16 protein-coding genes and 1 pseudogene are annotated in these 20607 nt (G+C 57.4%); 4 read left to right on the forward strand and 13 right to left on the reverse strand.

What is annotated here, in order from left to right; all coding sequences use genetic code 11:
• Positions 1-1863, reverse strand: a 1863-nt coding sequence (locus B4F73_RS08430) for a beta-ketoacyl synthase N-terminal-like domain-containing protein (protein WP_290483001.1), incomplete at its 3' end; no start/stop codon positions are given.
• A gap of 27 nt (positions 1864-1890) precedes the next feature.
• Entirely contained in the window at positions 1891-3408 is a 1518-nt protein-coding gene (locus tag B4F73_RS08435) for a PfaD family polyunsaturated fatty acid/polyketide biosynthesis protein (protein WP_290483002.1), read from the reverse strand.
• A gap of 474 nt (positions 3409-3882) precedes the next feature.
• Between B4F73_RS08435 and B4F73_RS08440 the strand changes: the two genes are divergently transcribed.
• The 3 genes from B4F73_RS08440 to B4F73_RS08450 are packed head-to-tail and all read left to right on the forward strand — an operon-like array spanning position 3883 to position 6894.
• Entirely contained in the window at positions 3883-4410 is a 528-nt protein-coding gene (locus tag B4F73_RS08440) for an ATP-dependent zinc protease (protein ID WP_290483003.1), read from the forward strand.
• Positions 4403-5935: a UUP1 family membrane protein gene (locus B4F73_RS08445; RefSeq protein WP_206991433.1), complete on the forward strand. Its 1533-nt coding sequence runs from the start codon at positions 4403-4405 to the stop codon at positions 5933-5935. Before B4F73_RS08440 ends, B4F73_RS08445 begins: the two co-directional genes overlap by 8 nt.
• Positions 5932-6894, forward strand: a complete 963-nt coding sequence (locus B4F73_RS08450; RefSeq protein WP_206991434.1) for an alpha-L-glutamate ligase-like protein — start codon at positions 5932-5934, stop codon at positions 6892-6894. Before B4F73_RS08445 ends, B4F73_RS08450 begins: the two co-directional genes overlap by 4 nt.
• Before the next feature lie 6 nt (positions 6895-6900).
• Here B4F73_RS08450 and B4F73_RS08455 read toward each other — a convergent pair whose 3' ends face one another.
• From B4F73_RS08455 to B4F73_RS08490, 8 genes are all read right to left on the reverse strand, one after another.
• Complete coding sequence (locus tag B4F73_RS08455; protein WP_206991435.1) at positions 6901-7632, reverse strand: proteasome-type protease; 732 nt, start codon at positions 7630-7632, stop codon at positions 6901-6903.
• Between the two features lie 33 nt (positions 7633-7665).
• Positions 7666-8466, reverse strand: a complete 801-nt coding sequence (locus B4F73_RS08460; RefSeq protein ID WP_034814986.1) for a transglutaminase family protein — start codon at positions 8464-8466, stop codon at positions 7666-7668.
• Positions 8467-8470: 4 nt separating this feature from the next.
• Entirely contained in the window at positions 8471-9412 is a 942-nt protein-coding gene (locus tag B4F73_RS08465; protein WP_206991437.1) for an alpha-E domain-containing protein, read from the reverse strand.
• Positions 9413-9415: 3 nt separating this feature from the next.
• Positions 9416-10846, reverse strand: coding sequence for a circularly permuted type 2 ATP-grasp protein (locus B4F73_RS08470; protein ID WP_206991438.1), 1431 nt, complete (start codon positions 10844-10846; stop codon positions 9416-9418).
• A gap of 93 nt (positions 10847-10939) precedes the next feature.
• The gene (locus B4F73_RS08475) at positions 10940-12706 is read right to left on the reverse strand and encodes a glycoside hydrolase family 15 protein (protein WP_290480033.1); all 1767 of its coding nucleotides are present in this window, start codon (positions 12704-12706) and stop codon (positions 10940-10942) included.
• Entirely contained in the window at positions 12703-13437 is a 735-nt protein-coding gene (otsB, locus tag B4F73_RS08480; RefSeq protein ID WP_290483004.1) for a trehalose-phosphatase, read from the reverse strand. The genes B4F73_RS08475 and otsB overlap by 4 nt, the downstream gene beginning before the upstream one ends.
• Complete coding sequence (locus B4F73_RS08485; RefSeq protein ID WP_290483005.1) at positions 13434-14828, reverse strand: alpha,alpha-trehalose-phosphate synthase (UDP-forming); 1395 nt, start codon at positions 14826-14828, stop codon at positions 13434-13436. Before B4F73_RS08485 ends, otsB begins: the two co-directional genes overlap by 4 nt.
• A gap of 151 nt (positions 14829-14979) precedes the next feature.
• Positions 14980-16569, reverse strand: a complete 1590-nt coding sequence (locus B4F73_RS08490) for an FMN-binding glutamate synthase family protein (RefSeq protein ID WP_290483006.1) — start codon at positions 16567-16569, stop codon at positions 14980-14982.
• A 282-nt stretch (positions 16570-16851) separates the two neighbouring features.
• On the opposite strand from B4F73_RS08490, the gene B4F73_RS08495 reads away from it, so the two are divergent.
• Entirely contained in the window at positions 16852-17280 is a 429-nt protein-coding gene (locus B4F73_RS08495) for a DUF2853 family protein (RefSeq protein ID WP_084333332.1), read from the forward strand.
• A 77-nt stretch (positions 17281-17357) separates the two neighbouring features.
• On the opposite strand, the gene B4F73_RS08500 is transcribed toward B4F73_RS08495, so the two are convergent.
• The 3 genes and pseudogenes from B4F73_RS08500 to B4F73_RS08510 form a co-directional block, all read right to left on the reverse strand.
• Positions 17358-18494 (reverse strand): acyl-CoA dehydrogenase family protein, encoded by a 1137-nt coding sequence (locus tag B4F73_RS08500; RefSeq protein ID WP_206991442.1) that lies wholly within the window; start codon positions 18492-18494, stop codon positions 17358-17360.
• 322 nt (positions 18495-18816) lie between these two features.
• Positions 18817-20031 (reverse strand): acyl-CoA dehydrogenase family protein, encoded by a 1215-nt coding sequence (locus tag B4F73_RS08505; protein ID WP_206991444.1) that lies wholly within the window; start codon positions 20029-20031, stop codon positions 18817-18819.
• A 78-nt stretch (positions 20032-20109) separates the two neighbouring features.
• A pseudogene (locus tag B4F73_RS08510) lies at positions 20110-20607 on the reverse strand (hypothetical protein); the annotation flags it as partial.

Consider the following 20607-nt stretch of genomic DNA (forward strand, 5'->3'; position numbering starts at 1 on the left):
TGGCGGGAAGGACAATTTGTCGAGCCTCAGCTTGCCCGTGCGCTTGTGGCTGGCTGCCTGATCCCATACTGCCCGAGCCTCCGGGAACGCCATGGCCAGATCAGAGCCCATTCCGACATATTGGCTGCCCTGACCGGAGAACATGAAGGCGATCTTGCCGTCCACAGGCGCATCGAATGAGGCAAAGCAATCGGCCCTGAACGGACGAATACCTACCTCCCCTGCCCGAATCTGGCTTGCGAGACTCTCCGACTTGGTTTTGAGATCGTCTGCGGTTTCAGCAATGATCGCAGCCCGTGCTGGAGCTTTCGATTCGAAGCCCGCATGTGTTTGTGAAGCGGCGTACGCCAGCGATGCGTCATCCACGCCGGATGCGCTGGCCTCGATTGCTGTCGCAAGGGCACCGGGCGTGTCTGCGCTGAACAGAAAAAGTTCCGCCGGAAAGACCCGGTACGGTCGTATTGCGGTTTTGCCGACATATTCTTCCAGGGTCACATGGTAATTGCTTCCACCAAACCCGAATGAGCTGACTGATGCCCGGCGCGGTCGCTTCTTTGTCGTGATCCAGGGACGGGGTTCGGTGTTCAGGTAAAAAGCACTGCTTTCCTTGATGACATCCGCGGGCTCCTCAACCTTGATCGTGGGCGGAAGGACTTTACGACTGAGCGCGTTGACGGTCTTGACGAGACTCGCAACGCCAGCAGCCGCCTTGGAATGCCCCATTTGTGATTTTACGGATCCGAGCGCGCACCATGGTTCGTCTGATTTGACTTCACCGAACACGAGATGCAGGCCGTCCAGTTCTGCCTTGTCACCAGCCTTGGTGCCTGTGCCATGCCCCTCCATCAAGTCGACAGCTTCCGGACCATATCCGGCCTGAACATAGGCACGTTTAAGCGCGCGGGCCTGTCCCTCAGGAACCGGTGCATAGATCGCCGTCCCCTTCCCGTCCGAGCCGCCACCCAATCCACGAATTACCGCATGTATCGTGTTGCCGTCGCGCTCGGCATCGTCCAGCCGGCGCAGCGCCAGCATGCCAATACCTTCCCCCAGCATGGTACCATCGGCACTATTCGAAAACGGTCGGCAGTCGCCCGTCGGCGACAGGGCCGGTGTTTTCGAGAAGCACATATACATCAGGATATCGTTCAGTGCGTCGACACCTCCGGTCAGGACCGTATCGCTGTCTCCGGCGCGAAGTTCGTGCAGGGCGATGCTGAGGGCTGACAGGCTGGAGGCGCAGGCGGCATCGGTGACCATGTTGCTGCCGCCCAGGTCAAAGCGGTTGGCGATCCGCCCTGCCACGACGTTCCCAAGCAAGCCGGGGAATGTCGCCTCCTGCCATTCGACATAATGGTTCTCGATCCGCTCAGCGAGTGCGACAACCTCGCTTTCTGGCATGCCTGCTTCGCGCATCGCATTGACCCAGACCGGGCGCTGCAGACGGCCTGCCATATGAGCGGTCAGTTCTGTCGCCGACGCCACGCCGAGGATCACGCTGGTGCGGGATTTGTCGATCCGGCCTTCACTGTCCCGCTCGATATCCTGTAAGGTCGCATAGGCCGCGATCAGTGCCAGCAATTGCGCAGTGTCGGTCCCTTCCATCGTTTTGGGCGGGATGCCGAACGTCAGGGGGTCGAAGGCAACTGGATCAATGAACCCACCGCGCCGACCGTACGTCTTGTCCTTCGCCAGCGGGTCGGAGTCATAATAGTCATCCACGAGCCAATGGCTTGCTGGCACGTCGGACAACAAATCCCGCCCTTCGAAAATATCGCGCCAAAAGCCGGTCACGTCTCCCCGGCCCGGGAAGATTGCGCCCATGCCCACAATGGCAATCGGAGTGGCAGCTTTTGAGCTCATGATCTGCTGGCCTTGTCATTCATCGTATCAGAGAAACTTTCGAGGCGTGTAGGAGAACGCTGAGGGTGGCACGCCAATCCCACAGGCGCGCATCTGTCCGGCGCGTGTCAGACGCGTCGCGCCCTCCATCAGGTTCAGGGCGATCTGGCGGATTGTGCGGTTCTCGATGGGCTCCAGAAATGTGCCAGCGACCCATTCATTGAACGCACCCTGCGCCGGGCCGCACCAGATCTGGTAATCGGAAACGCGGTCAGGAGCACCATCACGCGCCCATTGAGCCCCCATGAACAAATAGCGACGCGCAACGAGCGCGAGCCGCTTGTTGCCATCGGTTTCGGCGCGGGCCGCCTCCTTTGGATTCGACTCCGTGATGAAGGTCCGCGTCTGCTCCCAAGCGCTCTGGAAGGATTCCCCGAGCACGCCTTCCAGCCAGTCGCGATCTTTCTGGTCCATGGTTTCAAAAGACATACCAGACTTGTAGAGCGCGTGCAGCTTGCGTGCCCGCATCGCGAAGAGCGTACCGCGCTTCAGCACCTGCACTTCGACGCCTTGCTCAAACATGTCGGCCGCGGGAGCCATGCCGATATCAGCCGGCCCTGCCTTGGCCAGCAATTGTCGCGCAGGTTCAGACAAGCCGGATTCTACGGCGGCCTGATTGATGGAGCCAGTCAACACATATGCTGCGCCCATCTGAAATGCTGCGGCCACGCCATGTGGCGTCGCTATACCCCCGCCCAGGCCGATACGGATCGCATTTGCGTCTATGCCTGTTTCTGCAGCGACACGGTCTCGCGCCAGGGACAACGAGGAAAAGAGCGGAGCGGCAGAACGATTGTCGGTGTGACCGCCACTGTCAGCTTCAGCGGTGATATCCAGCGCTATTGGTACTCTCGAAGCAAGGGCGGCCTGCTCGGCAGAAATGCTCCCTTCAGAAACCAACGTTTTCAGTATTTTTTCGGGCGCAGGCTGCATGAACTGGGTGGCAACTTCCGCGCGAGAGACCTTGGCAAATACGTGGTTGGCGCGCTGGACCTTGCCGTCCGCGCTGCGTGTGAGACCAAGCGCTGTATAACGGACGATGTCTGGCGAAAGCCTCATATAGGCTGAAGCCGACACCCGCCGGACTCCCATTGCCAGAAACAGATCGACGACGCGCGCTTCATAGCCCGGCTGTTGCGGAGAGTGGATCAGGTTCGCGCCCCAAGCAGTTTGCCCCGGTGCGATACCAGCCTTGATCTCGCGCACGCCTTCTTCAATGGTTTCAGGTTTCAGCCCCGCGCTGCCGTAGAAGCCAACGCATCCCGCGCGAACGGCTTCTATCACCATCTTCGGCGTCGCAATCCCGCGGGCCATTTCGCCGACGACATAGTTGAAGCGCGCGCCATGCGCTTGCGCAAAGGCTGCATCCCCCAACCATTCAGGATAAATTGCAGGAAGTGTGACAGAACGAGCGCCCTGCTCGTCCGCTCGCAGGGAACCGCCGCGAACGAATAGCCCGACATTCTCACGAACACGGTCCAGAACCTGATCCACCGACAGACTCATAAAGCCTTCCTGCTTGCTGACCCCGATTTCTTCGAGGACGGACGTGACTCGTACATTTGAACACAGATAAAGGAAACGCACCTCCTAAGACGTGTCAAAACCCTCTACTGTGTTCCGTGAGACAGACTCAGCTCTCTCCCTCCAGAAACTACTGTAAAGCAGCAGCCAATGAACGCAACCTGAAATAGATATTTTTTCAAATTCTATTCTTGGTTAATTTTTGTCGGGATATGGCACACCTGCCAAGCGCCATTCTATTTGGGTGCAAAGGCAAGGCCACAGACGATCCCTGCATTCACCATAGAAATGCCACGAAATCACGTTTTTCAGGCGGAATCGGGCTGTTAAGGGAACTATTCAATCATCCTTGCGTCCCGTTTTGGGACCACCTAGTGATCGGATAGCTATCGCCCGCATGCCTTGCATGTTAGGTGACGAAAAATGCCGATCCTGAGGCAAGAGGAACGAATTCTCGTGAAGTATCTGAGACACGTCTTGGCCGCAACGGCCGTTCTTTCACTGCCCATAGTTTCCGCCATTGCGGACAGTCGCGACCGCTCAAGCGAACCGGCAGTGATGGGCTATGTCGAGAATGTTTATGTCGGCAAGCTCGGCCTGGAGATGAAGGGCAAGCTGGATACCGGCGCTGATTCAAGCTCTGTTTTTGCCCGTGACGTCCATATCTACAATAAATCTGGCAAGGACGACTGGGTCCGGTTTCGTCTGGTCGGCAAGAATGGTCGCACAGTGCGATATGACCAGAATGTCCGTCGCTTCGCGCTGATCAAGCTGAAAACCGGCGGAACCATCCGGCGTCCCGTCATCCACTTGCCGCTCTGCATCGGCGGCGTCAGTGGACTCGCTGAAGTCAATTTGGCTGACCGCGAGGATTTCGAGTACGACTTCCTGGTAGGCCGCGAGTTCATGGCATCCCGCGTGCTTGTTGATTCCTCTTCGACATTCATCGCCGAAGGCAGCTGCGAAAAAGACGACAGTGAATAGTTTTACACATACCCGACTACTTGCGCTGGTTCTGGCCGCTATCGGCCTCGGCATATTCGCAACCAAAGTTCTGCAATTGGACTATCCCCTGACGCCCGGCGAACGGACGACCACATGGGATTTCGAAATCTACCTCGATTTCGACACGAGCAACCAACCCGTCCGACTGGAAACCTATATTCCGTCGAACAGTGAAAACCGCAGGGTGTCTCAGGAGCAATTCTACAACGGCGCCTTTGGTCTGCGCCTGAATGCGCGCGAGGGTGATGGCCGGACCGCGATCTGGACTTACCGCTATCCGAATGACCGGAAAGTGCTCCGCTACCGCGCGCGCCTGCTCGGCGAAACGCTCGCTAGCCCCTTGCCGGAAAGCATGCAGCGCAAGCTGCGCCGCGCCGCGCCTGAAGCCGAGAATGACCTTGAACGGCAAGCCTTCCTGGTCTGGTCGACAGATCTGCGCCGGCGATCCGCTGACGATGAATCTCTCGCCGATCTGGTGTTGGAAGAGATATTCGTGGACGGCGATGTCGATGAGGTGGAAGCGCTCTTGTCTCCCACACTCACCCGTCAGATCGCCCGCCTTGCGCTCGCACGTGATGTGCTGACAAGTCAGGGAATTCCAGCGCGGGTCGCTAATGGTGTTTACATGGACCAGGCACGCCGACGGGCCGAAATCCGTCACTGGCTTGAATACCATGCCGATGGAGCCGATCGACGCTACTTCCCCGGCCCGGACCCCGAAGAATTTTTCACGATCTGGCATGGCACGAATGATTTTATTCGCGCGGAAGGCATTTCGGACCTGGACCTGCAAGTCAGCCTGCAGCCGGTAAACGCAGACGTGGCGGATGTCATGCAGCGCGTCGCCAAAGCAGAAGGCTCGGCCATGCAATGGTTCTCCTTCAACCGACTGCCCATTACCACTCAGCTGGTCTATCAGGTGCTCGTCACCATCCCGGTTGGCATTCTGATGCTGGTCTTCCTGCGTCAGTTCATCGGGCTCCAGACACTCGGCACGTTCATGCCCGTCCTGATCGGAATTGCGTTCCGTGAAACCGCTCTTGTGAATGGCGTGATCCTGTTCACCGCACTGATCGCGCTGGGCCTCGCTGTGCGCTTCTATCTAGAGAAATTGAAGCTGTTGCTGGTGCCGCGATTGGCGACGGTGGTTGTGTTCATTGTTATCTGTATGGCTGTGATCGCCCAGATCATGGCGAATAACGGTCAGCGCATCGGTCTATCGATCTCGCTGTTCCCCATGGTCATTCTGACGATGACGATCGAGCGTATGTCGATCGCATGGGAAGAATACTCAGCTACAGAGGCCATCAAGCAAGGCATTGGCAGTCTCATGGTGGCGGCAGCATCGTATCTGGTGATGACCAACACGCATGTCGAATATCTGATGTTCAATTTCCCTGAACTGCTTCTGGTGATCATGGCGATCTGCCTGCTGATGGGGAAATATACCGGCTTGCGCCTCAGCGAGTTGATCCGTTTCCGTGAACTGGATGACCGGAAATGATCGGACGCTACCGGGCATTGCGACGTGCCGGACTGCTCGGAATCAACGAGCGGAATGTCCGGCTCGTCAATGAGCTCAATCCGAGGCGACTGATCCGGCTGGTTGATGACAAGCGCGAGACGAAGCGACTTGCGAACGCAGCCAATATTCCCACACCGGAACTCTATGGTGTGATCGCCAACCCGTTCCACATGCGCCATCTGGAATCCTATCTCGACAAGCCGGATGGCGTGGTCATCAAGCCCGCCAATGGCTCTCAGGGAAATGGGATTCAAGTGCTGATGGAGCCAATGCGTGGCGGCTGGCGCCGTTCCAATGGGCAGCGCGCCCTGCTCGAAGACATCCGTTTCCACGTCAATAACATCCTGTCGGGCATGTACAGCCTAAGCGGCCAACCGGATGTGGCGATGTTTGAGTACCGGGTGAAGTTCGACGAAATCTTCAATCCGATCTCATTCGGCGGCGTACCGGATATCCGGATCATTGTCGTGCGGGGCATTCCTGCCGTGGCCATGGTGCGTCTGCCGACCGCAGAATCTGACGGTAAGGCAAACCTCCATAAGGGCGGCGTTGGTGTCGGATTGGATCTTGTGACCGGCAAGACACTCAGCGGCATGCAGAATGGCAAAACCACTGACATCCATCCTGACACGGCAAACCCGCTGCGGAATTTCTCGGTGCCACACTGGGACACAATGCTCGAAATGGCAGCAAAGGCCTATGATGTAACCGGGCTCGGCTATCTCGGCGCCGACATCGTACTGGACAAGACCAAGGGGCCGCTCCTGCTGGAGCTCAATGCCCGTCCCGGCCTGGCGATTCAGGTCGCCAACCGGATCGGCATTCGCCCCCTGTTGAACGCGACTCTGAAGGCAGACATTGAGGGCCTGGATGCACTGGCCCGTGTCGAGCTCGCCAAGAGGCTCTACCGCAACCATGTCCCGGAACCGACCTTTTAGGCCAAGTCAGAATTCATAGTCGGGCAGCGAGTTGAAAGCCAGTTTCAGCGCGTCTCCCCAACGCGAAGAGATCGCCGTGAAATAGGGGTCATTCTCTTCGACGCGTCGCTTCTCAGTGACTTTGTAAATGTCTTTTTCAATCGTCTGCAGATCAAGCGGCATCCCCACCGAGAGGTTTGCCTTGAGTGTTGAGTCAAATGAGACGTAGAGCAGTTTTACCGCTTCTTCGAACGTCATGTCCGGGCTGAAAGCTCTCAGCAGGATCGGTCTGCCATATTTGGTCTCGCCAATCTGGAAGAAAGGCGTTTCGTCGCTGGCCTCAATGAAGTTGCCTTCAGGGTAGACCAGGAACAGACGCGGCTCCATCCCGGAGATCTGTCCCCCCACGATGAGCGTCGCGCCGAAAGCCGCCTCTGATTCCGGCCCTCCATCGCCCTGCGTGCGGATGACCTCCTTCACCGTGTCTCCGACCAATCTGGCAACCTGAAACATTGTATCAGCTGCCATGATACTGGGGTTTCGTTCTTCCGGCGCCTTCAGGCGCTCATCCAACAGGCTGATCACGGCCTGCGTGGTTGCGAGGTTTCCCGCAGTCAAAATGGTGATGACCCGCTCGCCGGGCACCTCCCATGTGAACATCTTCTGAAACTTCGAAATGTTGTCGATGCCCGCATTGGTGCGAGTGTCCGACATAAAGATGAGCCCCCGGTCAAGCCGAAGCGCAACGCAATACGTCACTTGATGATTCTCCGATCAATATCTCGACTAACTTTACTGCTGGACTTGAATGGAAACCACGAGATTTTCCGCACCCGCGCCATAGACCAAACCTCTGATGGGGGCCGCGTCGCTGTAATCCAAGCCAGTCGCTACCTGTATGTAGCGCGCATCCGGGCTAATACCATTGGAAACATCAAACCCCGTCCATCCAAGGCCATCGACCCAAGCCTCCGCCCAGGCATGGCCGGCGTCCTGGTCCACCCTGTCCGTCATCATCAGGTATCCGCTGACATAACGCGCAGGATAGCCAAGCAGGCGCGCGACCGTGATGAATATGTGCGCATGGTCCTGACAGACCCCCTGCCCCTGCTGCAGCGCATCTTCTGCCGTGGTGCGCGAGTCTGTCTCATTGGTCCGGTAGGCAACCTTGTCCGCAATTTCCACCATCAACTCATGCAGGACGCCAATATCTTGTGACGGGCTTCGACTGAACTTGCCCGCCAATGCCCGCAATCCTTTCGCCGGCATGGTGAGTTCGGTCGGTCGCTGGTAAAGCCAGAGCGGCACAAGCTGACTGTGCCCCCCCATGACACCGGACGTGTCATGCGTCTCGACCTCACCTTTTACACTTACCGACACGCTCATGACGTCCGGCTCCAACTGGATCAGATCCACCAGATTTCCATGATGGTCGGTATAGCTTGTTTCCCAGTGCGCCCCTTCAATCGACACGTCCCAAGACAGGATTGATTGCGACGGAAGGCTGATCGGCCGTTTGCGAACCTGCTGGAGCGCATAGGACACGCCATGTTCGTATGTGTAGGTTGATGAATGGTCTACGGTCAGTCGCATGTCATCACTCCGCGAACCTGAAATCTGTTTCGATCTGCGCCGAGAGGGATGCATTCCGCCTCAGGAAGTCCGACAGGAATTCGTGCAATCCGTTTTCAAACACGCTCTCAATCGTCGTGGCCGTCAAGCTCGCCTCAAGAGACTCGGCAAGATCATGGGTCCCCAGCCGTTGGCCATATTGCCGGAACAGACAATCCAGTTGGTGAGTGATCGTGTCGTAACAATAGGCCAGCGAGCGCGGCATACGTGTGTCGAAGATCAGGAAATCGGCTATCGCTCGCGGCGTGATGTTGCCGCCATTGAGCCAGTGGAAAGACCGCTCTGCCGAAGCCGACCTCAGGATCATCTCCCACTGCACATTGTCGAGCGACGAGCCGACCGAGGCGCTGGACGGTAGCAGGACGTAGTATTTTGTATCGAGAATGCGCGCCGTATTGTCAGCGCGCTCAAACATGATGCCCAACAGGATAAAATTATAGATGTCATTGCGGAGCATAGTGCCTGTGGTCGCGCCTCTTACCTGCGCGCCCTGCTGGCGGATCATGGTCAGGATTTCTGGCAGGTCCGTCTCGGATGGCGCACGCTTCAACGCATCGCGCACGGCCATCCAGAAGTCATTGATCGCTTCCCACATTTCCCGCGTCAGCGCGGTGCGGGTCATGCGGGCATTTTCTCGCGCCGCATGCAGCGTTGACATCACGCTGGACGGATTGCTGCGATCTCGCAGAGCGAAATCGGCAACCTTGTCGCCCGTGATTGTGTCATGACGCGCCAGATAGGCATCACAACAGCCCGCAGTGACGAGCACAGATCGCCACTCCTCCTCGCCCGGTTGGGTCCGGGTGAGCGCCATGCGGAAGCCCGCCTCGACAAGGCGGCTGGTATTTTCGGCTCTTTCCAGAAGCCGGGCCATCCAGAACAGACCCGATGCAGTCCTGCCCAGCATGACTTAGCCCTCCTTCAGGACCCAAGTATCCTTGGTGCCCCCGCCCTGGCTGGAGTTCACAACAAGCGATCCCTTTTTCATGGCAACGCGGGTCAATCCGCCGGGCGTGACCTCAACACCATCAGATGAAACAAGTACGAATGGGCGCAAGTCGACATGGCGAGGTGACAGGCCAGCTTTCGTCAGCACAGGCACCGTCGAAAGGGCCAATGTGGGCTGGGCTATATAATTGGATGGCTTGGCTTGAAGCTTCTTTCGGAAGGCAGCGATTTCCTTCTTGCTCGCTGCGGGCCCGACCAGCATGCCATAGCCTCCGGAGCCGTGAACTTCCTTGACGACGAGTTCTTCCAGATTCTCCAGCACATAGGACAAGGAGTCTTTCTCCGCACAGCGCCAAGTCGGCACATTCTTCAGCAGCGGCGCTTGCCCCGTATAGAATTCGACGATGTCCGGCATGTATGAGTAGATCGCCTTATCGTCGGCAATGCCGGTGCCCGGAGCATTGGCAATCGTAATGCCCCCAGCCCGGTAAACATCAAAGATGCCCGCCACGCCCAGCATGGATTCCGAGCGGAAATTCAGTGGATCGAGATAGTCATCATCAACTCGTCGATACAACACATCGATGGTTTCGTAGCCTTGCGTGGTTCGCATGGCGACCCGTCCATCAACGACGCGCAAGTCATGACCTTCGACAAGCTCAACGCCCATCTGGTCCGCCAGGAAGGCATGCTCGAAATAGGCTGAATTATGGATACCTGGCGTGAGGATCGCCACCGTGGGTCGGCCCGAGGCCTGTGCCGGTGCAGACCGTTCGAGCGAACGCCGCAGCGCCATCGGATACCCCGAGACACGCTGCACCGACATCTGCGCAAACAGTTCCGGGAACATCTTCAACATGGTCTCCCGGTTTTCCAGCATATAGGACACGCCAGAGGGCGTGCGGGCATTGTCCTCCAGTACAAAGAATTCGTTGGGGCCGGTGCGCACCAGATCAATCCCGACAATATGCGTGTAAATCCCTCCCGGTGGATCGAAGCCGATCATTTTCGGAAGAAAGGCGTCATTCTCGCGGATAAGGTGTTCCGGCAGGCGACCGGCGCGGACGATCTCCTGTCGGTGATAGATATCGTACAGGAAAGCGTTGATTGCCTTGACCCGTTGCTCGATGCCGCGAACCAGCAAGGCCCACTCGCTGGCGCCGATAATGCGCGGCACCAGATCGAACGGGATCAGCCGCTCGTCAGCTTCAGATTTTCCATAAACGTTGAAGGTGATACCGGTTCGCCGAAAGAAGGTTTGCGCATCCCGTGATTTCTTCAGCAGAGCCGAAGGGGTCGTGTTGTCAAACCAGCCATTGTATCCGGCATAAGGCGCTCGCACGCCTTCGCCAAATCCATGCATCTCGTCGAATACGTCCTCACCATCAGCCATGGACCCAGCAACACACAAACGCTGGATAGTTTCAACAAACTCAGTCAGCGATCATGATGATCAATAGCCTGCGTTCGTACAAACTGCGCAATATCAGGTAACCGCTGCCCAAGGCTTGCTCAGCAGGGCCGCAGAATTGATGATTCCGACCATGCAGTAGGTTTGAGGAAAGTTCCCCCAAAGCTCGCCGGTCTCCGGATCAACATCCTCCGACAGCAATCCAACATGATTGCGGCTGGCAAGCACGCTTTCAAAGATTTCGCGCGCCTCCTCGACGCGCCCCACCCGGTAGAGCGCATCAATGAACCAGAAAGTACACGCCGTGAAGGCAGTCTTCGGTTTTCCGAAATCATCCTCGACCTTGTAGCGATAAACATGGTTTCCCATTCGAAGGTCGCGGTCGACAGCCTCAACGGTTGCGACATAACGCGGATCGCCTGCCGGGAGAAAGCCGATCTCGGCCATCAGCAGGACAGAGGCATCAAGGTCGGTACCACCAAAGGCCGCTGTAAACGCGCCGACGTCTGCACTCCAGGCCTTCTCCAGAATGGTGGCGTGAATAATGTCCGCCCGCTCACGCCAGTAGGCTGCGCGATTGTCGAGTTCGAGCCGCACGGCAATACGCGACAGGCGATCGCATGCTGCCCAGCACATGATCGCCGACGATGTGTGGACATGCGCAATGGTCCGGAACTCCCAGATGCCTGCATCCGGTGTGTCATAGACCGCGAATGCGCGCTCGCCCACGGGCTCAAGTTGTTCAAACTCGGCGATGCCGGGCTGCGCAAGCAGCCGGTGATCGAAAAAGGATTGCGCGACGCCGAGTACGACCTGGCCGTAAACATCGTGCTGTACATGTTCGGCGGCCTGATTACCCCGACGCACCGGTCCTGAATCGCGGAAGCCCGGCAAGTTCGGTGCGAGGTCTTCGGTCAAGTCTGCCTCGAGCCCGATCCCGTACACGGGCTGGATGTGACCGCCTTTGGAATGGGCCACAATATTCCGCACCCACCTCATATAGTGTTCCAGCGTCCCCATGCCTGAGAGCCGGTTCAGCGCTGTCACAGTGAAATAGGCATCCCGGATCCAGCAAAAGCGATAATCCCAGTTGCGTGAAGAACCTTCATGTTCCGGAATGGACGTGGTCAGCGCCGCCACAATGCCGCCAGTCTCTTCGAACACACACAGTTTAAGTGTTATGGCCGCGCGGATAACCTCATCCTGCCACTCGAACGGAACGGCAAGGCTCCGCGCCCATTTCGCCCAATACTGACGCGTGCGCTCCTCCCAGTCGCGTGCGATGACACTCGGGGAATCTGTCAGCGATTCGTCCGCCCCAAGAATAAACGTCACATCCTTGTCCAGAACGAAGCTTGTTTCGGTGAGAATATAGGAAACCGGCGCGTCAGTCGTGACTCGGAATGAAAACTCTTCATCGACGAACCGCACATGATTGACACCGCGTATGGGCTTGAGCCGACGCCCTCCCCAGTCAGTTTCCGGCGTCAGGGAGATTTTCAGCTGTGGCGTGCCCGCGATAACTTCAAACCGTCGCACCAGACTGACGGGCCGGAACGTGCGACCCTTGCGTTCAAACCTCGGAGCAAAGTCGACGATCTCCAGGATGGCGCCATCTTCAGACTCCATACGCGTGCGCAGGATGGCGGTGTTCCGGTCATAGGACTGCGTACGCTTGGACAGGCCCTCCATCCACACACTGAATGAACCGCCACCGCCCAAAAGCTTGTTGAAGACGGGCTCCCCGTCAAAGCGTGGCAGGCAGAACCACTCATAGTCACCGCGCGCATTGATCAGGCCCGCAATGGTTCCGTTGCCAACAATTCCCAGATCGAGACTCATACTTCTCCCAACACTTGTTCCAGATAGGTAGCGACGTCGCGATGAGACGCCAGCCGATAGTTTGCCGCGCTCTCGCCTTCTCCGACCTTGATCGACCAGCCACCGAGCTTATTGGCCACAAGGAAGGCGTCTTCATCTGTCTTGTCGTCGCCAATCATCACCGGCAGGCGCCCAGCGAACGGCGCAGTCTCCATGGCAGCTTGAAGGCAAACGCCCTTATTGGCCCCACTCGGCTTTGCCTCAAGCACCATCTTTCCCGATTGCAACGAGTAATCTTTGTACTGAGAAATTACGCTACTGATTTCGTGAGTGAGTTGCTCACTCTTTTCAGGTGCCGCACGATAGTGGATTGCGAGAACCGGCCCTTTCTCTTCCAAGCGTACACCATCATGCACGTCCACGACGGATGAGATGCCGGAGAGCAGAGACTTGGGCGCGGACGGCACACCTTCGGTCATTGCCGCGCCAGGCGCGGCTGATCTCAGGCCATGATTGCCGAACCTCCAAAGCGTATCGGGCACACGTTTCGACAAATCTGTCAGGTCACGGCCAGAGAGAATTGCCAATGCACCATCGAGCTTTTGAGAGACGCGCATGAGAACCGAATCCAGACCTGACGCCAGAAACACGGCATCTGGATCATCCTGAAGCGGAGACAGCGTTCCATCAAAATCCAGGAACAAGGCGACACCCTGGTCAAGCGCCGGCGGCATGACAGAGGAATTACTCATGCAGGCACGCCCTCAAACGCCGTCATGAAGCGGTGGCGCCACCAGTTGATGTCCTGCTGGGCAATATTGTCGAAGAGCTTCTGCCAACGGTCCTGCCGCTCGTCGAGCGGCATCTCTATGGCCTGCTTAACGGCTTCCGCGATGGCCGAGCTGTCATATGGATTGATGATGATCGCCTCCTTCATCTGCTCTGCCGCACCGGCAAATTGCGACAGGATCAGAACACCCGGGTCCTGAGGGTCTTGCGCGGCGACAAACTCCTTCGCAACAAGATTCATGCCGTCCTGCAAGGGGGTCACCAAGCAGGCCTTTGCGAGACGGTAGAGCCCGGCGATTTCTTCGCGGTCGTACCCGCGCGCCAGATATCTGATCGGCATCCAGTCGAGGTCGCCATAGTCGCCATTGATCCGTCCGGACAGCGCATCAAGCTGTTCACGGAGCTGGGCGTATTCCTCGACGACAGACCGTGAGGGCGGTGCGATCTGAGTGAACGAAATCTTGCCGTGTAATTCCGGATACCGGTCGAACAAGTCGGCCATACCTTCAAACCGCTGCGGCAGACCCTTTGAATAGTCCATCCGGTCAACCCCGATGACGAGGTCGCGTTCACCTAGAAAACGTGACAGGCGGGTCGCCGCCCGGTCTGCTGGCTCCTTGGTTGCCGCCGCAGCAAAGCCCTCACTATCAATGCCAATAGGACAGTGCAGCAGGTGGACAATGCGGCCCTCTACTTTGAACTTCCCATCCGGCTGTTCCTCGGCCCCGAATTCTTCTTCGAGGTATTGCGCGAGATTGGCGAGGTCCTTGCGGCACTGAAGGCCGACCACGTCATAGGCGCAAAGTCCCTTTGCCAACTTGCGGTGTTCCGGAATGGCACGGAACACTTCTGGTGCGGGAAAGGGAATATGCAGGAAGAAACCACATTTTCCCTGCCACCCGTCTTCCCGCAAGATGTCGCCTAGCAGCAGGAAGTGGTAATCATGGACCCAGACAATGTCGGCTTCGTCTGCTTGGTGCCGTACGATTTCCGCAAACTTCTCATTGATCTCGACATAGAACCGATAATACGCGGAATCGAACACGGCCAGATCAATCCGGTTGTGCATGACCGGCCAGAGCACACTGTTTGAATAACCGAGATAGAAACCGTCAAACTGGTCGCGGGAATAGTCAGTCAAGGCGAACTCAACGCCGTCCTCTGCAGACCGTTTCGCGCGGTTGCTGGGAAAGTCGAGAATACGGCCGCTCCAGCCAATCCAGAGGCCCTGTGTGTCGGCGAGCGTATCCCAAAGCGCAACTGCGAGCCCTCCGGCTCGGCTTTCCTGTCCAGCCGCGGTACGGTTTGAGACTGCGATCAGTCGTGAGCCTTTTGAAACTTTATGTTCTGTCATTGCCCATCCTGTCTCACCCCGTCTAACGCGTGACGCATCACTGCCAAAGGCATAGCGCTGTACCTGAGTGCAGAAACCCCCACCCTGCTCGCTTTGTGAGCACTACCATAAATCTGAGTAGCGCGGAGATGGTTCCCGCCAAATCACAGAACTAGCTTGCTGGCAGGAAACTGTTGGCCTGTGCCATGCGCCATTCTTGCGCAAGTTGGGTTTCATCCGGGGCATTCAACAATTGTCCGGCCCGCACAAGCTGGTAGGCGCGTTCCGCGGTGTAGGCGATGTCCTCGGTCACGCGATGCATCACGTGACGCGGGGTCAGCTCGGACGGATGTTCACATCCTGCGGCACCAACAACCTCCATCAATGCCTTGACCGTATTTCGTTGGTAGTTCCTGACGCGGATCGCCTTGTCGGCCACGACCAATCCGCGCTGGCGCGCTTTGTCGGATGTCGCAATGCCGGTCGGGCATGTATTGTTGTGGCAGTTCAGCGACTGAATGCAGCCGAGCGAGAACATGAAGCCACGCGCCGTATTCACCCAGTCAGCTCCCAGCGCCATGGAAGATGCAAGGGAGAAAGCGCTGATCTGTTTACCGGAACAGGCAAGCCGCACATCACCCTTCAAACCCGTCCCCACAAGTGCGTTGCGAGCCAGCACCAGGGCCTGTCTCAAGGGTGCACCGACATGGTCAAGAAACTCAGCAGGCGCTGCGCCAGTGCCCCCTTCCCCACCATCGACCACCATGAAGTCAACCCGCAACCCAGTTTCCAACATGGCTTTGCAGATGGCCAATGTTTCCCAACGATTGCCGACAGCAAACTTGATCCCGACCGGTTTGCCACCTGACAGCTCGCGCAGGCTCGCAACAAATTCCAGCATCTCGATTGGCGTCGAGAAGGAGGAATGCGCGGGCGGCGAAACGCATGTTTGTCCAACTGCGATCCCGCGCGCCTCGGCGATCTCATGTGTTACCTTTTCTCCCGGCAACACGCCGCCATGCCCCGGCTTTGCGCCTTGGCTCAGCTTTACTTCAATCATCTTGATCTGTGGGTCAGAGGCCGTGTCCGCGAACTTGGCCGCATCAAAAGATCCGTCAGCTGCGCGGCACCCGAAATATCCAGAGCCCAGTTCCCAGACAAGATCGCCGCCGCCCTGACGGTGGTAACGTGACACGCCACCCTCTCCTGTGTCGTGATAGAAGCCACCCAAGGATGCGCCTTGTGACAAGGCTTCAATTGCGTGCGCGCCGAGTGAGCCAAAACTCATTGCAGAGATATTGAAAACGCTTGCCGAGTAAGGCTGCGATGTTTCCGGCGCGCCAACCAGCACACGCGGGTTTGCCTCTTCCGGATGTTTCGCCGCTATGGAATGCGCCAGCCATTCATAAGGCGGTTTGTCGATATCAAGATGGCTGCCGAACGGCTCAACGGACGAAACATCCTTTGCACGCCGATACACCAATGTGCGCTCTTCATGATTGAAGGGACGCCCCTCCGTTTCACTTTCGACAATGTAGGCACGCAGGAAAGGTCGCAACTCCTCCGCGACCCATCGAATGCGCGCGAAAAGCGGAAAGTTTCGCCAAAGACTGTGTCGACGCTGAAGCACATCATACAGACCTGTCAGGGCCAAAGGGATCAAGGCGACAGCGAGGTAGATCAACCAGCTGTGCTGTCGCCAAAACACAAGGCATAGCGCCAACAGCAGAACAGTTGCGAGCCAAGGCAGGTAACGAAACATTTTATCCTCACTTCACGGCCAGTATCGCCATTGGGTGTGAACTCCTCGCATAGAGAGGTCAATCAATCGTATCCATACGCTTCCAGCGAACCGCCCAAGACGGCATATTGGTCATTCAATCCGTGCTCACACTACTTCGGGATATTGTTGCACTACCGAAAAGGGGTTGGCAGGCTGTGGAAAAACGGGTCAGTGTTCAAACAGCGTTTCAAACTGATTCGTGTTGTGAGCTGCGTAAATTTAAACACGCCCGTCCGTCGGGCCCATTGAGGAGACACTCCCATGGCAAAAGCAACCAAAGCCAAGAAAGCTGCGGCGCCAAAAAAAGCTGCTGCACCCAAGACAACGAAACCAGCCAAGGCACCTTCACCGAAGGAAGTCCTGATGGAGAAGTACATCACTGACCTGAAAGACAAGGTTGGTGAGACACGCTCTGACATGGCGCTTCTGGATGCAGCCGTCAAAGCCTGTGGGCCGACGATCTACAAGGCCGATTCCGCAACCGTTGCTGCTTCCGACAAGGAAGAGCTGGGTCGCATCAAGAAGGGCTTTATCGCAAAGAAGCTTGGCGTTACTGACGACGCAAAAGCCGATGCCGCGATTGCGGATGCTGTTGCAAAGTACGGAAAGTCCGTTCGCGCAAAGCATCGTCCGGTAATGTATTACCTGATCGCGAAGGCGCTCAAGAAGGGCTCGGTCCTCAAGGGCTAAGCACTCTTCCCTCACGGGAGAAAAAGAAAGCCGGGAAGGTTGTAACCTTCCCGGCTTTTTTTGCGTTGAATGCTGGATCAGTATCCAGCAAGGCGCGCGTAGCGATCCCTGTGCCAGCTGGCAGAACCATAGAGCGCTTCCTGTACGCGAGCCCGCTTCATGTAGAGGCCAGGGTCTGCATCATCCGTCATGCCAATACCCCCATGCATCTGCACGCACTCGTTTGATACGAGATGAATCAATTCGCCGGCGCGCGCCTTGGCCAGACTTGCCAGTTCCGCAATATTTGGCTTGCCGTCATCAACGGCCGCCAGCGCAGCCGCAATGCAGGAACGCGTCAGCTCCAGCTCAGTAAACATCTTTGCGGCACGATGCTGCAATGATTGGAACGATCCAATCAGTTGGCCGAACTGTTTCCGGTTGTTGAGGTACTCCAATGTCATCTCAAACGCCGCATCTGCACTTCCCAGCATTTCCGCCGCCTGGCCGATCGCCGCCCGGTCCAGAACCGGCTCCAATACGTCTGCGCCTTTGTCCACTGCGCCGATGACAGCTGTTGCCGGAACCATCACATCTTCCAGCACGACATGAGCCGCGCCGTGAGAGTCGACGGAGTTCAGCGCTTGGATAGACACGCCCTTTGCATCCGCCGGAACCATGAACAGCGTAAGGCCGTGACGGTCACCTGCTTCGCCAAAGGTACGCGCCACAACAATCAGCATCTCGGCATGATGAGCGTCCGGCACAAACCGCTTCATGCCGTTCAACGTGTAGCCTTGCCCATTGCTCTCCGCCTCGGTGGCGACGCCCAGCGGATTGAAATGCGCAGTTTCGTCGAGCGCCAAGGCAAAACTGGTTGCGCCCCCGGCAATCTTGGGCAACCATTCCGCCTGCTGTTCTGCGCTGCCGCCCAGCTGCAAGGCGCTGGCCGCGATCAGGGCTGTCTGGAGAACCGGTGTTGGCGCCAGTGTACGGCCTTGCGCTTCCAGAACCTGGCCAAGTCCGACCAGGCCGAAGTGTTCACCACCTGGCTCATCCGGAATGATCACACCAAAGAAGCCGAGTTCGGCGAGTTTCTGTCGTGTCTCTGCGTCTACGCCATTTGCTCCACTGTCGCGCAGTTGGCGCAGGCGAGTCACTGGCATTTCGTCACGCGCGAACGCCATAGCGGTGTCGCGCAGCATTTCCTGGTCTTCCGTCAAAAGGAACGTCATCTGAATATCTCCGAAGCCTTGCGTTTTTCCCTGGTGTTTATTGCATCACGGCGGACATTTTCCGCTTCGCGCCCCACGAGCAGACCGGCCAAACCGGCCGTACTCCAAAGGGCGCTGGCAGCGAGAACCAGCCGGATGTTTGTCAATTCGAGGCGCGCTGCCTCCATGCCTGCCCATACGTAGACAACGACAAGGGTCGACAACAGCGCAAGTGTCCACACAGCCACCTGCATAAGCCAGCGCCCACGGAAAAACGGAGCCAGGACTCCGGCCATGAACGGTGTGCCAAGAAACAGAATTATGATCTGCGTGGACGACATGCTTATTTGTGGTCCTTGAGACCCAGTACGCGTTTCGAGATCACGTTGAGATTGATCTCGCTCGTGCCGCCCTCGATTGAGTTGCCTTTCGAGCGAAGCCATTGGCGCGTAACCTTTTTGGCAGACGGGTCAAAGCCCTCCCCTTCCCAGCCAAGACCCTCAGTTCCAAGCGCCTCGACGAGTAGTTCGTGACGATCCTGATTCATCTTTGCAGCACCATATTTCAGGATGGAAGCTGTGTGGCCCACCTGCTGGCCAGCCTTGGCTTGTTCGGCCTGGCGCTGGACGGTTAGATTGAACGCCTTCGCATACATCTTGTGGTCCGTGATCCGTCCGCGTAGATCGCCATCGATGAGACGTCCCTCATTGTCGGTACCGATATGCATCTTCGCATATTCTTCAGGCCCAAGAATGCCGGAGCCTCCCGTGCCGCCAAATCCGCCAGCAGAGATGGAAGAGCGCTCGAACTGAAGCAGCCGCTTGGCGATCTGCCAGCCCCCATTCACGTCGCCGACCAACTGATCCTTCGGCACCTTGACGTCGGAAAAGAAGGTTTCGCAGAATGGGCTTTCACCCGAAATCAACTGGATCGGACGCGCCTCAACGCCCGGGCTCTCCATGTCGAACAGAATGAAGCTGATGCCTTCATGCTTCACGCTCGTGTCAGTGCGAACGAGACAGAAGATCCAATCGGCCTTGTCGGCGTAAGATGTCCATACCTTCTGTCCGTTGATCAGGTAGTGATCGCCCTTGTCTTCGCAACGCGTCTGAAGGTCGGCAAGGTCAGACCCCGCGCCGGGCTCTGAATATCCCTGACACCAGCGCGTCTTGCCTTTCACGATGTCCGGGATGAAACGAAGTTTCTGCTCCTCGTTGCCAAACTCAAGCAAGGCCGGGCCAAACATCCAAAGGCCAAAGGAGAACAGCGCCGGGCGCGCCTTGATGCGGCGTAGCTCTTCCTGAAGCACACGATTCTGCGCGCGGCTCAGTCCGCCGCCCCCATATTTCGCTGGCCATTCAGGAGAGGTCCACCCCTTCTCGCCCATACGCTCCAACCAGAGCTTTGCTTCGGGATTCTTGAACTTTTCGCGCTTACCGCCCCAGACGATCTCGTCATCCTTCATGGGCGTGCGCATAGACGGCGGACAATTCTCCTCAAGCCATTCCCGCGTTTCTGCACGGAATTGCTCTAAATCGACAGATTCATCATACGCCATATCGGACTCCTGAAGGGGCAACAGAACTTTGCCCAACCATATGCCCATCAGATAGCACCGCCAAGCACTGACCTAGCGTTAGAATTGGTGCGCGCCTCCCGCGCCAGGCACGCCCTCTCGAGGCGTTTTGACCCAATAATGTGGTCTGCGCGCCAAGCTGTAGAGGGCTCTCGCCATCGCGAAGAACTGCAGCGGCCAATAAAATGGCAATGTGATAAGGTCTCGCATGCGTATTGCGAAGGAAGCCGACGGCACTGTGAGGGCGGTCACAGCACCAGCGGCATAAGAAACGGCAAGCATCGCCCAGCTGATGCGGCTTAGGTTGGCATCCGGAGACACGATACAGACCACGCACCAGACCAGCCAAGGAAGGTGAAAGAGCGCAGACAGAATGGAGGCGCCAAGCGTCAGCTGCATTGAGACAAAGCGCAGCGCCCCCATTTCACGTGCTGCAGTGACGGGTTCGCGCATCAGCACCAACCAAGTCTGCACGAAGCCCTTCAACCATCGCGACCGCTGACCAAGCCAGACATTCAGATGCTGTGGCGGTAGCTCAACAGTTGATGGGGCGATGAC

The organism is Hyphomonas sp. UBA3601, from assembly GCF_002375605.1.
Classification (GTDB): domain Bacteria; phylum Pseudomonadota; class Alphaproteobacteria; order Caulobacterales; family Hyphomonadaceae; genus Hyphomonas.